General features: G+C 61.5%; 10 protein-coding genes. 7 read left to right on the top strand and 3 right to left on the bottom strand.

Annotated elements, in window-relative coordinates:
* Positions 1–286 precede the first annotated feature (286 nt).
* Genes AX703_RS20590 through AX703_RS20600 form a run of 3 tightly spaced genes read left to right on the top strand, consistent with a single transcriptional unit; the run spans position 287 to position 4864 of the window.
* Positions 287–1609 (top strand): MFS transporter, encoded by a 1323-nt coding sequence (locus tag AX703_RS20590; protein WP_062346790.1) that lies wholly within the window; start codon positions 287–289, stop codon positions 1607–1609.
* Complete coding sequence (locus tag AX703_RS20595; protein WP_062346792.1) at positions 1609–3708, top strand: alpha-galactosidase; 2100 nt, start codon at positions 1609–1611, stop codon at positions 3706–3708. The genes AX703_RS20590 and AX703_RS20595 overlap by 1 nt, the downstream gene beginning before the upstream one ends.
* A gap of 22 nt (positions 3709–3730) precedes the next feature.
* Positions 3731–4864 carry a glycoside hydrolase family 68 protein gene (locus tag AX703_RS20600; protein WP_062346794.1) on the top strand — a complete coding sequence of 378 codons (1134 nt, stop codon included), beginning with the start codon at positions 3731–3733 and terminating at the stop codon, positions 4862–4864.
* Between the two features lie 6 nt (positions 4865–4870).
* Here the strand turns inward: AX703_RS20600 and AX703_RS20605 are convergent, their stop codons facing one another.
* Positions 4871–5890, bottom strand: a complete 1020-nt coding sequence (locus AX703_RS20605; RefSeq protein WP_062346796.1) for a LacI family DNA-binding transcriptional regulator — start codon at positions 5888–5890, stop codon at positions 4871–4873.
* A 266-nt stretch (positions 5891–6156) separates the two neighbouring features.
* Here AX703_RS20605 and AX703_RS20610 point away from each other — a divergent pair, with 266 nt between their 5' ends.
* From AX703_RS20610 to AX703_RS20625, 4 genes are all read left to right on the top strand, one after another.
* Positions 6157–8667, top strand: coding sequence for a TonB-dependent receptor domain-containing protein (locus AX703_RS20610; RefSeq protein ID WP_062346798.1), 2511 nt, complete (start codon positions 6157–6159; stop codon positions 8665–8667).
* 159 nt (positions 8668–8826) lie between these two features.
* Positions 8827–10329 carry a tryptophan halogenase family protein gene (locus AX703_RS20615; RefSeq protein WP_062346800.1) on the top strand — a complete coding sequence of 501 codons (1503 nt, stop codon included), beginning with the start codon at positions 8827–8829 and terminating at the stop codon, positions 10327–10329.
* Positions 10326–11720, top strand: coding sequence for a putative 2OG-Fe(II) oxygenase (locus AX703_RS20620; RefSeq protein ID WP_062346802.1), 1395 nt, complete (start codon positions 10326–10328; stop codon positions 11718–11720). Before AX703_RS20615 ends, AX703_RS20620 begins: the two co-directional genes overlap by 4 nt.
* Position 11721: 1 nt before the next feature.
* The gene (locus AX703_RS20625; RefSeq protein WP_062346804.1) at positions 11722–13044 is read left to right on the top strand and encodes a glycoside hydrolase family 32 protein; all 1323 of its coding nucleotides are present in this window, start codon (positions 11722–11724) and stop codon (positions 13042–13044) included.
* On the opposite strand, the gene AX703_RS20630 is transcribed toward AX703_RS20625, so the two are convergent.
* Entirely contained in the window at positions 13023–13922 is a 900-nt protein-coding gene (locus AX703_RS20630; RefSeq protein WP_062346806.1) for an ROK family protein, read from the bottom strand. The genes AX703_RS20625 and AX703_RS20630 overlap by 22 nt on opposite strands.
* The gene (locus AX703_RS20635) at positions 13919–15424 is read right to left on the bottom strand and encodes an MFS transporter (protein ID WP_062346808.1); all 1506 of its coding nucleotides are present in this window, start codon (positions 15422–15424) and stop codon (positions 13919–13921) included. Before AX703_RS20635 ends, AX703_RS20630 begins: the two co-directional genes overlap by 4 nt.
* Between the last annotated feature and the right edge of the window lie 67 nt (positions 15425–15491).

Here is a 15491-nt window from a genome sequence, read left to right on the forward strand (position 1 = left end):
GTTTGCCGATGTCTAACGTCCTGCGGATCGAAACCCTTCACCAAGACCTGGCTTGAGTTTGCATATATTTCGCAAAGGTCTGTTTTCTGGTAACTTATTGCATTCCATCAAAGCTTCCGATCACAGCCTCGAGTGTGGGGTCAGGTATTTCTGCAATCGATTGTTGTAAGGCTCGACATGCTGTGGCAAGAAGCGGCGAGAGGGCCGAAATAGGTCGATGGGAGAGCCGGACGTGGGAACCAGTAACATCGCCAGACCCAAACTGTCCTTGGCGCGCATTCTCGAAATGAATCTTGGATTCCTCGGCCTGCAGTTCAGTTTCGGCCTGCAACAGGGCAACATGGGGCCGATCTACAGTTATCTCGGTGCTGATGAATCCCAGTTGCCCATGCTCCAGCTGGCCGGGCCGATCACCGGCCTGCTTGTGCAGCCAATCATCGGAGCCTTGAGCGATCGGACTGCCAGCCGGTGGGGGCGTCGCACACCCTATTTCCTGATCGGTGCAGTACTGTGCTGCCTCGGCCTGTTCTTCATGCCGCTGTCGAGTTCAATCCTCATGGCGATGTCGCTGCTGTGGATCCTCGATGCCGGCAACAATATCACGATGGAGCCCTACCGCGCCTATGTCTCTGATCGGCTTAATCCCGATCAGCGCCAGGCGGGCTTCCTCTCGCAAAGCGCCTTTACTGGTCTCGCGCAGATGCTTGCGTTCCTCACGCCCTCACTGCTTGTCGGCTTCGGCATGAACCAGGACTGGGTAGACAGCCATGGAATTCCCTACACCGTTCGCATCGTGTTCATGATCGGTGCGGTACTTTCGCTGACCACGATCTTGTGGTCGGTGCTTCGCGTTCCCGAACTCCCGCTTACGGCAGACGAGATCGCCCACATCAAAGCCCAGCCGAGGGGTGTTTGGGCGACCTTTAGCGAGATTGGGGCAGCGATCGCCGACATGCCTGTCGCCATGCGCAAACTGGGCCTTATGAGCCTGTTTCAGTGGGCCGGCATGTCCGGCTACTGGACGTATGCCGTCTATTCGATCAGTCGGACAGTCTATGGGACCGCCGATGTTCACAGCAGTGCCTTCCACACGGCGGTACTGACCAACGGCGAAGTCGCCGCATTCTACAATGCCATTTCCTTTGTGACCGCCTTCGCCATGGTTCCTCTCGTGAAGCGCATCGGACCGGGGCCACTCCATGCACTTTGCCTGTTTGCCGGTGGCGTCGGCATGTTTCTTCTGCCGAACGTGACAGACAAGGCGTTCCTGTTCGTTCCGGCCATCGGCATAGGCCTGGCGTGGGGCAGCATCATGGGTAACCCCTACGCCATTCTGACAAACTCAATCCCGCCGCAGCGCACGGGCGTCTACATGGGCATTTTCAACATGATGATCGTAATCCCCATGCTGCTGTTTGCTGTGGTGATGAGCAGGCTCGATCTTGGCTTCCTCTCGATCGGATTCGATGCCTACAAGCTCGCGCTGGGTGGCGATCCGCGCAACATGTTGATGTTCTGTGGTGTCTCGCTTGCACTTGCAGGTGTTTCGGTTCTGTGGGTCCGTGAAGGGCGGGTCGGAGCCATGTCGCAGCAGGCAGTGGTTGCGTGATGTCTCGCACTTTTGCCTTGCATACGGGGACTGCGTCTCTGGTCTGGGACACGGCAGCAGGCAGGGCGCCGGTCTGGCGACATTTCGGTCCGACGGTCGAGACGCAAGGCCTGCCGCCATTGTCCGACTTGCGCGGTCCCGCCTCGTATTCACTCGACCACGACGTGCCGTTCTGCTCGGTTCCGGTGTCCGGCCTTGGCTGGTTCGGCCCTGCATTTCTGAAGGTCAGCAGGGGCGGAAAATGCCTGGATATCGACTTTTCGGCGGCGGACGTTTGCGACGGTGCTGGATGCGTGATTATCCGCTGTCGCGACGAGGCTTCCCGCGTTGAAGTTGAACAGACTTTCGAGGTCTCGGGTCGGGCGTACGTATGCCGCAGCGTTGTCCGCAACGTAGGTGATCGGGCTTTCTCGGTGGACTGGCTCGCCAGCGCCATGCTGCCGCTCCCGTCAACTTCAGGTCAGATCGTGTCATGGCGTGGCCGTCATAACGCTGAGCTGGTGGAATGTTGCGAGGCCATGCCTCAGCAGTCGTGGGTGCGCGAGGTGCGGCGGGGCATTTCCGGGCACGGTGGACCGGGTGGTGTCTTCGTGCTCGATCATGGTGCGACTTTGCACCAAGGCACCGTTCGCGCATTGCAGTTGGCGTGGTCGGCCGACAATCGCGTTGCAATAGAGCGCGACGATGAAGGCTGCTGGATCATGAGCGCAGGCGCTCTTCTGCAGCCGGGCGAGGTCACTTTATCCCCTGGAGATAGCTGGACAGCACCAGACGCGATTTTCACGGTGTCAACCGAGGGGCGGAACGGTGCGGCATCTGCGTTCCACGACGCGGTGCGTGCCCGGCTGCGGTGGCCTGGCCGCACTATGCGCCCCCGTCCCGTGCATCTCAACTCATGGGAGGCCTGCTACTTTGACCATGACGAAGCACGCATCGTTGCCTTGGCCGAGGCAGCGGCATCGGTTGGTGTAGAACGCTTCATTCTGGACGATGGCTGGTTCCCCAATCGGGATGATGACACTTCCGGACTGGGCGACTGGACGGCCGATCCGCGAAAGTACCCGAACGGCTTGAAACCCCTAGCGGACAGGGTGAACGCCTTGGGCATGGAGTTCGGTCTGTGGGTCGAGCCGGAAATGATCAACCCGGATAGCGACCTTTATCGTGCTCATCCCGATTGGGCACTGTCCCTGCCGGGCCGGCCGCAGCCGACAGCTCGCAACCAGCTCGTCCTGGATATGGCTCGAACGGATGTCCGTGACTATCTCTTCGACTGTCTCGACGCTCTTCTGACCGAGCTGCCGATCACATACCTCAAGTGGGATCACAACCGCGATCTTGCGCCAGCCGGCGGTGCCGCGCAGTTGCGTGGAGTCTATGCTCTGCTTGCGAGAGTTCGTGCCGCGCATCCTGGAGTTGAGGTAGAGTCCTGTGCCGGTGGCGGTGGCCGTAACGATGCCGGAATGGCTGAATTTTGTCATCGCTACTGGACCAGTGACAATATCGACGCAGTCAGCCGGATCAGTATACAGCGCGGATTTCTCTCGTTTTTGCCGCCAGAAGTGATGGGGTCGCACATTGCTGCGAGCCCTGCACATGCGACTGGTCGTCGCCATCCTCTCGCTTTTCGCGCGGCGATGGCGCTGACTGGTCATCTCGGCGTGGAAATGGATCCGCGCACGCTGTCGGAGGGCGAGCGCGCAGAACTTGGGGGCTGGATTTCCTTTTACAAGCAATGGCGTGACTTGCTCCACCAAGGCCGTGTCTGGTTGGGTGAGGGCGCTGACGGGATACTCTGGCAGGCGCAGGGCAAAGAGGACGAACTCCTGCTTTTCGTGATCCGTGCAGAACCTCCGGCAGATCGGCGGCCGCAACCACTTCCGCTGCCTTTTGCAGCCGGAGGAGGCTGGTGGGATGTGCAGTTGATGAGGATTGCCGGGGGTGAGGGCGGCCATGCCATGCAAAGCGCCCCATTGTTCGAAGCGATGATCGCCGAGCCGCAAAAGTTCTCTGCAAGCTGGCTTGCCCACTCCGGGCTGCCGTTGCCGCCATCCAAGGCCGAGACAGTTTCCATTTTTCACATGCGCAAATGCGCCTGACCGCACTTCGAGAAAGCTCACGATGTCTCAAATTTCAGCGCTGATCCAGAAGGTAGCTCCGTTTGGTGCGAGCCGTTGGGAACCAACATGCTTTGGGGATGCACCCCGCATCCCGCTTATCGGCAGGGACGATGTGGTGCGCTTGTTTGACCACATCGATCTATGGGACTGCTGGCCACTTGCTCACGAAGATGGCAGGACAGTGCAACATTTGGGCCGTAGCTGGTGGTTCTTTCTCTCTGCGCCGGTTTTTGCCGACCCGGTTGAACGTCATGGTCATGCCCGGATCAGGCTGCTTTCGATCGGGGATGGGGGGTGGATCGATCACGGGAATGCTTTTCCCGATGGCATGACGCCCGGCAGCCGCGAATGGGCCGGATCGGCGGTACTGATGGACGACGGCGTAACCGTGCAGCATTTCTTCACCGCAGCCGGCCGGCGCGGCGAACAGGCGATGACTTTCGAACAGCGAATCTTCTCGAGTGTGGGGCGGTTGGGTGACGCTGGCCCGGGGCAATGGCAGGAGCCGCGCGAAATCCTGATCGCAGACGGGGTGCGGTATGTTTATGACAGGCAGGATGCGGGAGCGCCCGGCCTGATCAAGGGGTTTCGTGATCCGGCCTGGTTGCGCGATCCCGCAACCGGGCTGGCCCATCTTTTGTTTACCGGCAGTGCTGCCTGGACCGATCACGCCTTCAATGGAAATGTCGGCATGGCGACCCTGATGGAGGGCGAGTGGAAGCTTGGAGATCCCCTGATCGAAGCGACAGGGGTGAACAATGAACTTGAGCGCCCCCACGTGATCGTGCGCGATGGACATTATTACTTGTTCTGGTCCACGCAGTCCCACACCTTTGCTCCCGGTGCGGTAGCTGGTCCGAATGCACTATACGGCATGGTGGCCGACAGCCTGGCAGGGCCGTGGAGACCGATCAACGGGACGAGCCTCGTCGCCGCCAATCCCGACGCCGAGGCCAAGCAGTCATACAGCTGGTGGGTTACTGGAGAAGGCGTCGTGTGGAGCTTCGTAGATTATTGGGGCATGGAAGGGCGAACCACTGCAGAGTGCCCTGCATTGCTGCGCAGCAATTTCGGAGGAACACCTGCACCGCGCTTTTCCCTGAACTTTGACGGCGACAGTGTGACGATTGCCTGATCCAGATCAGGCACTTTCGCGCGCGACCAGTTCCGGCTGCATGACAGTCGATGGAGCATCCTCTCCGGCAATCCTGCGGCGCAACGCATCGACCATTGCCTTGGCACCCTCGGCGATGTCCTGCTTCACGGTGGTCAACTGCGGCACCATCCGGGCGGCTAATGGGAGGTCGTCGAAACCGGTGACGGCAACGTCATCCGGGACGGTGACTCCTCTTTCGTGGAGAATTCGGATGGTCGTCATCGCGATGATGTCGGATGCACACACGATGCCGTCCACTTCGCCGTCAAGGGAGTCGAGATGCGCTGTTATCTGGCTTGCCATCTCATCACTTGCCAGGTGGGTCGGAAAATTGGCAAGACTGACATCGGATAGCCCGGCGATCGCCCGTTCTACACCGCGCAGGCGTTCGGCAATTTCTGGTCCGTTGGTATCACCGAAGAAGGCGAGACGTTTGGCTCCGCGCGCCATCAGGCGCCGTGTTGCGAGCGCTCCGCCAGCCGCGTTGTCCACGCCCACCGTGCATTGGACCTGACCCTCGCGATAGCTGCCCCAAACGACCAACGGTCGATAGTGTTTTGCGACCCGTTCGATCACGTCGAACTGGTTTGACTGTCCGATGACCAGGGCGCCATCGAGCATGCCGGAGTCCACGATACGGTCGAGCCACTCGTCGTCCCCAGGAATGACGCGAGAGAGCATAAGGTCGTGTCCGCTCTCTGTCAGCTCGTCGGCGAGGTAGCCGAACAACGTCATGAAAAAGGGGTCCGAGATGTGCTGGCGCCGTTCATGGCCAAGTGGAATGACCACGCCGATCACGCCGGTCTGCTGCGTGCGCAACCGACGGGCCATCTGATTGGGGCGGAACCCGTGTTCCCGAGCCAGGGCCTGGATGCGTTCTCGGGTCTCCTTGTTTACCAAGGATTTGTCGGCAAGTGCGCGCGAAACCGTTCCGGCGGAAACGCCAGCAATCTTGGCTAACTCGGCAATATTCCTGATCTTGCCGGGCTTTTTTACGTCGTCCATGGAAAATGCATGTCCTGCACAAGCGCTTCTCTGCGCGATTTTGCGCAATGTCTTCGGGCGATTGATGCGCCGCACGGAGGCGGCGTGTCAATGACTATGGTGCCCGAGTTCTCGTAGGGCTCGGCGCCCGGTGTTGCATGATAAACACGATTTGCGCATCGAATGCAATCGATTGTTATTTGGACTTGCAAACGATTGCAGTAGGGTTTAGCGAACATCTGACTGATTCCTGCAGGTGCTGCAGGAGCATCTTGGTGGGAGGAAATATGAAGCTTACACCCCTTTACGGCTGTGCCTCGCTTGTCGCGCTCTGCAGCGCGATGTCGGCCATGCCCGCTCTCGCGCAGGACGCAGCACAGGCTGACAGCGCCGAAGCCGCTCCTGAGACAACCGGCCTTGACGCTATTGTCGTGACCGCATCGGGCCGTGACAAGACGCAGCTCAACAGCGCAGTCTCGGTCAGCTCGATTTCGTCCGAGACCATTCAGGCGATCCGTCCTACCTCAGAAGCCGAAGTGTTCCGCGCCATCCCGGGCATCCAGGTTGCCGGTACCGCCGGCCCAGGCGGCAACTCGAACATCGCCGTGCGCGGTCTTCCGGTCGCCACCGGTGGTTCGCCGTTCGTGCAAATCCAGGAAGATGGCCTGCCGACCGTGCTGTTCGGCGATATCCAGTTCGGCAACAACGATTACTGGACCCGCTTCGACGGATCGGTGCAGAACATCGAAGGCGTTCGTGGCGGTTCGGCCGGCACCTTTGCCTCGCAGGCACCTGGCGCGGTGATCAACTACATCAGCCACACCGGTAAGCAGGAGGGCGGCTTTGTCTCGATTAACCGCGGCCTCGGCTATGACGAGACCCGCGCCGACTTCCGTTATGGCGGTCCGATCAACGACACGATGTACTTCCACATCGGCGGTTACGTGAAGAACGGTCGTGGCCCGCTGAAGGCGGACTATACCGTGTCAGATTCCTTCCAGGTCAAGGGCAACCTGACCAAGGAGTTCAACGAAGGGCGCGGCTATTTCCGCCTCAACTTCAAGGTGGCCGATACGCAGGAGCCGAACTACACCGGCGCACCCGCACTTGCCACGATCACCGGCAAGAAGGTCTCGAACATTCGCCCCTATCCGGGCTTCGATGGTCGTGATTCCTCGAACTACTCGATCTACAATCAGGACTTCCTCATCTATAACCGTGAGGGCAACCTCGAGCGCGTCAAGATGGACGGCATCACCACCCAGGCGCAGTCCTTCGGTGGCCAGTTCCACTATGATTTCGACGGCGGGATCACTGTCGATAACAACATGCGCTACACCAGCATGAGCGGTGCGTTTGCCTCACCGTTCCTCAACACCGCGCTGACCTCGTCGGTGCTCGGGTCGACCGTCAACGGCCGCACCGTCGCCGCGATCCGCTATGCCAGCGGTCCCAAGGCCGGTCAGCTGTTCACCGATCGCTACCTCGACAACAACGTCAACGTGCGCACCAACATCCGCGACATTGGCAGCTTTGCCAATGACCTGACCCTCGCCGGCAAGTTCGACGTCGCATCGGGCAAGCTGACCACCCGCGCTGGTCTGTTCTACATGAACCAGAAGATCGCGATGGACTGGCACGTCAACAAGTCGCTGCGCGAACTGAACGGCGACAACCCCTCGCAGCTCGATCTGTTCGACAGCGCGGGCAACAAGCTGACCCAGGCCGGCACTTCTGGCTACAACAACAATTGGGGCGAATGCTGCGCTCGCGACTACGACCTGTCGTATGCGAACACGGCGCCGTACCTCTCGCTCGACTTCGACCACGACCAGTTCGGGCTCGACGGCTCGGTCCGCTTCGAGCGCATCAAGTCGACCGGCTATGCCATCGGCGGCGGGGCCGAGTTCCCGATCAACAGCAATGGCGTGACCATCCCTGCGATCACTGCCAACGGCGTGCGCGAGAACCTGAACTATACCCGCAGTTACACCTCGTGGACCGTGGGCGGTCTGTTCAAGGTCACGCCGAACGTGACGATCTTCGCCCGCACCTCACGGGGTGGCCGCTTCAACAGCGACCGTCAGACGCTGGGCGGCAAGATCCGCAACGACGGTGCGCTGTGCCGTGCGAGCGACATCGGCAGCAACGGCTGCTCGGCTGACGGCGTGACGCCTTCGGTCGACTTCGTCACCCAGCACGAACTCGGCATCAAGAGCCGTGGCGATCTGTTCGGCGGCCAGTTCACGATGGAAATGACGCTGCTCAAGGGCAACTTCAAGCAGTCGACCTATGAGCTGTCGGCCACCCGCTGCCCCGGTGGTTCTGGCGGTTGCGTCATCGATGCCAAGTTCAAGTCGACCGGTGCGGAATTCTTCGCAACCTATCGCAACGGCGGCTTCAGCTTCGTCGGCAACGCAACCTACTCGAAGGCCAAGCGGCAGTCGGCAGGTGCCACGTCCTATACTCGTTCGCCCAACCTGCCTGACCTGATCTACACGGCATCGGCCAATTACGACATCGGCGATATCGCCACCGTCGGCGTGGCGATGACCGGGCAGACCAGCGCGATTGACGATGCGGGCTTCGAGTATCCGGGCAAGGCCATCTTCAACCCGTCGCTTCGCGTCTATCCGATGAAGGACCTCGAACTCGGCCTGCAGGTCTACAACGTGTTCGATACCTTCGACCTGCGCGGCAACGGCGGCATTGCCGACACGACTGCCAACCCGGTCGTGATCGGCGGTGCGCCTGCACTGGGCCGCACGGTTTCGGCTTCGGTCCGTTACAACTTCTGATGCTGGCGGGAGAGGCCTGGCGTCTCTCCCGGTCACCTCGGGTCGCATGAGGGAGGGGCGGGGCGCTGATGCGTTCCGCCCTTCCGTTCCAATATCGCCGGAAGAGCGATAGGACAGAAGGGACGCCAACAAGAGGCACGCCTGAATGAGCTGTATGACATGAGCAATCCCGACCTGATGATCCGTTCCATCGCGGTGATCGGTGGTGGCACTGCAGGCTGGATGACAGCGGCGGCGTTGGCTCAGGCGCTGCGGCACAACTGCAGCATCACGCTGGTCGAATCCGACGAAATCGGCACGGTCGGCGTAGGCGAGGCGACGATCCCGCCGATCCGCACCTTCAACGAGACGCTCCAGATCGACGAGCGCGAGTTCGTGCGCAAGACCAAGGGCTCTTTCAAGCTCGGCATCGAGTTTGTTGACTGGGGCAGCCTCGGCAACAGCTATTTCCATCCGTTCGGTCCGCATGGACGGGCGTTCGATATCGTCAACCTTCACCACTACTGGCTGCGGGCGCGTGAAGCGGGCGAGACTGCGCCGCTGGACGAGCATTCGATGGCGTGGGCTCTGGCAAAGGAGAACCGGTTTGCTCCGCCGATGCCAGATCAGCGCAATGTGCTTTCGACCTTCGATTATGCCTATCATTTCGATGCAGGCCTCTATGCGAAGTTTCTGCGCGAATACTCAGAAGCCAGGGGCGTGACGCGCATCGAGGGCAAGGTCGCCAGCGTGCAGCAGGACGCCGAGACCGGCTTTGTCACAGGGGTAACGCTGGATGATGGGCGAGCGGTCGAAGCGGAGTTGTTCGTGGATTGCTCGGGCTTTCGCGGCCTGCTGATCGAAGGTGCGCTCAAGGCGGGGTACGAGGACTGGACGCACTGGCTGCCGTGCGATCGGGCAATGGCCGTACCATGCGAGAATGCAGGGCCGCTGACGCCCTACACCCGGTCGACTGCGCGGGAAGCGGGGTGGCAGTGGCGCATTCCGCTGCAACATCGCACTGGCAACGGCTACGTTTTCTGCAGCCAGTTCCTGTCCGAGGATCAGGCTGCGGACAAGCTCCTGTCGCGCCTGGATGGCAAGGCGTTGGCCGATCCCCGGCCGCTGCGTTTTGTCACTGGTCGGCGCAAGACTTTCTGGGAAAAGAATGTCATTGCGGTTGGCCTCTCCAGCGGGTTCATGGAGCCGCTGGAATCAACCTCGATTCATCTGATCCAGGCCGGCATTTCCAAGCTGCTTGCCCTGTTTCCCGACCGCACCTTCGATCCCATCGTGATCGAGGAGTACAACCGCATTGCCATCAACGAGTACGAGCGGATCCGCGATTTCCTGATCCTGCACTACAAGCTCACGACGCGCGATGACTCCGAACTCTGGCGCTATTGCGCGGCAATGGACGTTCCCGATACGCTCCAGACCAAGATCGAGCATTTCCGTCGCTACGGCCGCCTGGTTCAGCGCGATGCCGACCTGTTCGGCGCGCCGTCGTGGCTGGCGGTGCACGTCGGGCAGGGGAACATTCCAGAGCGCACCGATCCGCTTGCCGACTACCGCGGGATCGACGGACGCGAGTGGCTGGGCAAGTTGCGGGCTGCCATGCACCACGCTGCGCTCCAGCAACCCACGCACGAGCAGTTCATCAAGGCCAACTGCGCGGCATGAGCGAGGCGCAAGCCTTGTTCCGGCGCGCCGTCGCCTTGCGCGAAGTGCAGGATCTTGGCGGTGCTCTGGACGCGATCCTGCTGGCAGCCAAAGCCGCACCTGGCGATCCCAACGTGGCGCTGGGACTGGCGCAGATTTCGTTCGAGGCGGGGCTGAATGCTGCAGACCTCTACGCCGAGGCGGCAAGGCTGCAGCCACAGCGGATAGACCTCCAGCGCAGCCGTGCGACTGCCTTGACGGCCGAAGGACGACAGCTGGAAGGTGAAGGCCTGCTGGAAGGCGTGCTGGCTGCAAATCCCGGTTGGATCGAAGGTCACCGCTGCCTGTGCGGAATGCGTGCGACTGTCGGCGATCCGGACTTCGCGCGCAGCTTTCCAGCCGCGATCGAGCGCGATCCTGCCAACTTCGGCCTGAGGATGGCGTGGTTCCACGTGCTTGCCACGGCCCGGCAATGGGACGATGCCCGCGCCGTCATAGCAGACGCCGAAGCGGCATTGGGCGAACGCCAACCTTCGCTGCTCGGCAAGCTGTTCATTGCCAGCGAGAGCGGTGAAGCGGCGGACAACGCGGCATTGTTTGACGGCGTGGAACATGTTCAGGACGTGGGGCTCGATCTCGCCCGCGTTCGACACTTCCTGCGCGGTGGGCAGATAGAACGCGGCCGCGACGTTTGCCTGCGCCACGCCGGAACCGCAGCAATGCGCGCTTTCTGGCCCTATCTTTCGCTTGCCTGGCGGCTCCTCGGTGATGCCCGTGTCGATTGGCTCGACGGAGGGATGCGCGATGTCCGGGCGTTCGATCTTGGCATCAGCACTGAAGAGTTGGCGGAACTGGCACGGACGCTTCGCCGGCTTCACACCATGAACGAACCCTGGCACGAACAGTCCGTTCGGGGCGGCACGCAGACCGAGCGGCCGCTGCTGCTGCGGATCGATCCCGTCATCGCTGCAGCGAGGAGCAGGATCGAAGGGGCAGTCGCACGCTACATCGCCGACTTATCCTTGCCTGACCCCGCGCACCCGCTGCTTGCTGCGCCGCGGGGGCGGTCTCTGTTCGCCGGTAGCTGGTCGGTAAAGCTGCGGCCCGGTGGATATCACGCGATGCACACGCACCCTATGGGCTGGATCAGCTCTGCACTTTACGTGACCGTGCCGGAGGAGCCCCGGCGGGGGGCGGCGCCGGCGGGTTACCTGCAATTCGGAAAACCGCCGCCCGAACTCGCGCTGGCGCTTGAGCCTTACGGCTCGATCGAGCCGAAGCCAGGTCGGCTCGTGCTGTTTCCCTCGACGATGTGGCACGGCACTGTACCGTTCCCCGATGGAGAGCGAATGACCATCGCTTTCGATGTCGTTCCCGCTCCCGCAATCCCAAACCCACCCACAAAGGCCTGAGATGCGCCCTCGCTATCATTATGCCCCCGCCGCCAACTGGCTGAGCGATCCTAACGGCCTCGCCTGGCAGGATGGCGCGTGGCACATGTTCTACCAGTACAATCCTTTCGGTGAAGAATGGGGGCACATGTCGTGGGGGCACGCTGTTTCGTCGGACCTCGCACATTGGCGGGAGCTGCCGGTGGCACTGGCCGAGGAAAATCAGACCATGATCTTTTCGGGTTCGGCAGTCATCGATCATGCCGACAGTGCTGGCTTCGGACATGGCGCGATGATCGCAATCTACACCGGCGCAAGAACCGATCGACTGCATCAGTTCCAGTGTATTGCCGCAAGCACCGACCAGGGGCGCACCTTTACCAAGTATTCCGCCAACCCGGTGCTGGACCGCGAGATGGAAGACTTCCGCGATCCCAACGTGTTCTGGCATGAGCCGACGCAGCGCTGGATCATGACCGTGGTCCTGTCCGACGAGAATTGCGCCTTGATCTATGGATCGGGCGACCTGAAATCATGGGAAGAGCTGTCTGAGATACCGACAGACGGCGCGCCGGGACACTTGTGGGAATGCCCGTTCCTCGTCGAACTACCCATTGAAGGCTCCGCTGAGACACGCTGGTTGTTCAAGGTCGATGTGCTTTCAGGCGCGCCGGGATCGGGCGCTCTTTATCGGGCCGGCAGCTTTGACGGTATCCGGTTCAAAGCCGAAAGCGCCTGGCAGGTGGCCGACTACGGCGACGAGTTCTACGCGGCTATTGGCTGGACGGAACCACGCGACCGACTAGACAGGCCGACGTGGATTGGCTGGATGGGCAACCATGCCGTTCAGAAGCACTTGCCGCTGCAAGGGTGGCGCGGTGCGATGAGCCTCCCTCGCAGGCTTTCGCTCAGGCGGCGCGAGAACGGCTTCGTGCTCGTCCAGTCGATCGAACCATCATGCCGCGCACTCTTCGGTGGAGCGGAGAAGATCGAACTAGATCACGGCTGCTTTCCGCTGCCGGGTTGTTCCATGCTAACAGCGGCTGCTGGCGAGTGGAGCTTCACGCTTTCTGATGACGCGGGACGCTTTCTCGCATGCTCTCGCAAGGCAAGCAGGATCGAGGTCGTGCGCAAGGATGCACTAACGCCCCAGCTTGATCGGAAGTGCGAAATGGAGCTCACCGGCGATGGACCAGTCGAGATCTGGCTCGACCACGGCAGCATCGAGATCATCGCAGGGGCTGGGGCAGATTGCCTCACCTTGCAGCATCGCCTTGCCGGTGAGGCATGGGCGTTGCGCGGCAGCGGCACACTTTCTGCCTGTTACCTTACCGCGAGCGCTTGACGGCCGAGTTCGATGGCGCCGGTGATTCCCGCATCATCGCCAAGGCCCGGCGTGACGATGTAGCTTTCCAGCCCGGCGTCGAGCCGTGGATGCTGAACATAGCCATTGAGCTTGCAAGCCGTAGCCTTGCGCACCGCTTCGACCAGCCCCGGCGCCTTCATCACGCCACCGCCGAAAATCAGCCGGTCCGGCATGTGCAGCAGGACGAGCGTCGAGGCGAGGTGGGCGATGTAGTCGGCCACAATGCCCACTTCCTCTGCCCCGAGCTTGTCGAGGCTCGTGCCCCACCGCTTCTCTATGGCTGGACCACAAGCCAGGCCTTCGAGGCAGTCGCTGTGATAGGGACAGATGCCGGGGAAGGGATCGCGCGACGGATCGCGCGGCGGTTGGATATGGCCGCTCTCGAAGTGCGAAATGCCCATCAGCGACTGGCCATCGCGCACAACGCCCGTGCCGACCCCGGTGCCGATGGTGGTGTAGGCGAGGGTGCGACAGCCTTGACCCGCCCCGGCCATCCATTCGCCGATCGCAGCGCCGTTCACGTCGGTATCCACCTTGATCGGGGCGCCAAATCCGGACAGCACGTCGTGAAACCGTGCGCCTGACCAGCCCGGCTTGGGCGTGGTGGTAAACGTGCCGTAGGCGGACGACGTCGGGTCGATGTCGATCGGGCCAAAACTTGCTACGCCGAACGCCGCGATCGGACCATGCTGGGCACTTGCCTCTTCGAAGAACGCCTGCATCGCCGGCCATGTCTCGGTCGGCGTGTTCGTCGGCATGCGCGTGCGGGCGAGGATTTCACCCTCATGCGTCGCAAGCGCAAGCACGAACTTGGTGCCGCCAGCTTCGACCGCTCCGATCAGACCTTTCTCGCTCATTCGCCCGTCACTTTCGCATTCTCTTTAACCAGTATCATGGCAGCTGCTGCCGCCATCATCATCAAGGCCGCCACCAGCATCGTCCAGCGCGGTTCTCCGGGGAAGAAGCTGCGCATCACACCACCCATCAGTGTCGCCACGACAAGTTGAGGAATGACGATGAAGAAGTTGAAGATGCCGATGTAGATCCCGAACTTTCGCGGCGGCAGCACTCTTGTCAGAATGACATAGGGCATCGAAAGCACCGATGCCCAGGCAACCCCCATGCCGACCATCGGCAGGAGCAGCGCATCCGGGGTGCGGATCAGGAGAATCCCGACGAAACCTGCCGCCCCGCACAGAAGGCCGACTGCATGAGTTGCGGCATTGCCGATGCGCCGCGCCAGAATTGGCAGCACGAACGCTGCAACTGCGGCAACGCCGTTGTAGAATGCGAACATTATCCCGACCCAGTCCGCGCCTTCGTTATAGGCAACGCTGGTCGTGTCGGTCGCGCCAAACGCCTGTGCCGTCACCACCGGCGTGGTGTAGATCCAGACGATGAAAAAGCCGATCCAGGTAAAGAACTGCGCGAAGGCCAGTTGGCGCATCTGGACGGGCATCTGGGCAAGGTCGCTGACAATGTGCGCAAGCGCTCCTCGGGCTGACGTGGCACGAACGCCGATCTGGATGAGGCCGAATGCGCAAAGCCCGGCTCCCAGCACGTAAAGCTGCTTGTCCAAGGCGAGCGCCTGGACAAGCCCAAGCATCACGATTCCGGCAATCGTCCAGAACGGCCCGCTGCGCGGATAGATCAGTGGCTCGTGCTCCGCGCCATGATCGTGGTCGGAGCCCGGATCGAACTCTGCCATTTCATCGGGTGAGTATTCGCGCACTCTGAGCACTGTCCAGCCCACGCTGAAAACCATCGCTGCGGCGCCGAGATAGAAGCTGTAGCGGACGGACGGCGGGATCACCCCCTCCGGCGCGACGTTAGGAATACCGAGCCAGTTGAACAGCGCCGGCGCGAGGCTGCCAAGCACGGCGCCCGCGCCGATAAAGCACGTTTGAAAGGCAAAGGCCTGCGCGCGCTGGTCGTCCGGTGTCATGTCTCCGGCAAAGGCGCGGAAGGGCTCCATTGCGACGTTGAGCGAAGCATCTAGAAGCCACAGGAAGGCGGCGGCGAGCAGGAGCAGCCCGGTGTTGGGCAAGCCGATCAGGGCCAATCCGGCGAGCACCGCACCGGCAAGGAAATAGGGGCGGCGGCGGCCAAGGAAGCCCCAGGTCCGGTCCGAATGATAACCGATCAGCGGCTGCACGATAAGGCCCGTTACCGGCCCCGCGATCCACAGGAATGCGAGATCGTCGACGGAGCTGCCAAGTGACTGGAAGATGCGGCTGACGTTTGCGTTTTGCAGTGCGAAAGCGATCTGGATGCCGAAATAGCCAAAGCTGATGTTCCACAGTCCCCAGAAACTCTGCCTGGGTTTTTCTCTAGCGGGTTGGCGGATCGAGGTGGTCATCGGCTCTCCATCGGGGCGCTGTTGGCGCGCCAGGTGGCCGTCTCACGCGGCCATTGCATTGCAATCA

The organism is Novosphingobium sp. CCH12-A3 (genome assembly GCF_001556015.1).
GTDB lineage: Bacteria > Pseudomonadota > Alphaproteobacteria > Sphingomonadales > Sphingomonadaceae > Novosphingobium > Novosphingobium subterraneum.

Excerpts from the sequence above, each read along its gene's own strand:
- AX703_RS20590 (WP_062346790.1), top strand. The coding sequence starts at position 287 with ATGAATCTTGGATTCCTCGGCCTGCAGTTCAGTTTCGGCCTGCAACAG.
- AX703_RS20595 (WP_062346792.1), top strand. The coding sequence starts at position 1,609 with ATGTCTCGCACTTTTGCCTTGCATACGGGGACTGCGTCTCTGGTCTGG.
- AX703_RS20600 (WP_062346794.1), top strand. The coding sequence starts at position 3,731 with ATGTCTCAAATTTCAGCGCTGATCCAGAAGGTAGCTCCGTTTGGTGCG.
- AX703_RS20605 (WP_062346796.1), bottom strand. The coding sequence starts at position 5,890 with ATGGACGACGTAAAAAAGCCCGGCAAGATCAGGAATATTGCCGAGTTA.
- AX703_RS20610 (WP_062346798.1), top strand. The coding sequence starts at position 6,157 with ATGAAGCTTACACCCCTTTACGGCTGTGCCTCGCTTGTCGCGCTCTGC.
- AX703_RS20615 (WP_062346800.1), top strand. The coding sequence starts at position 8,827 with ATGAGCAATCCCGACCTGATGATCCGTTCCATCGCGGTGATCGGTGGT.
- AX703_RS20620 (WP_062346802.1), top strand. The coding sequence starts at position 10,326 with ATGAGCGAGGCGCAAGCCTTGTTCCGGCGCGCCGTCGCCTTGCGCGAA.
- AX703_RS20625 (WP_062346804.1), top strand. The coding sequence starts at position 11,722 with ATGCGCCCTCGCTATCATTATGCCCCCGCCGCCAACTGGCTGAGCGAT.
- AX703_RS20630 (WP_062346806.1), bottom strand. The coding sequence starts at position 13,922 with ATGAGCGAGAAAGGTCTGATCGGAGCGGTCGAAGCTGGCGGCACCAAG.
- AX703_RS20635 (WP_062346808.1), bottom strand. The coding sequence starts at position 15,424 with ATGACCACCTCGATCCGCCAACCCGCTAGAGAAAAACCCAGGCAGAGT.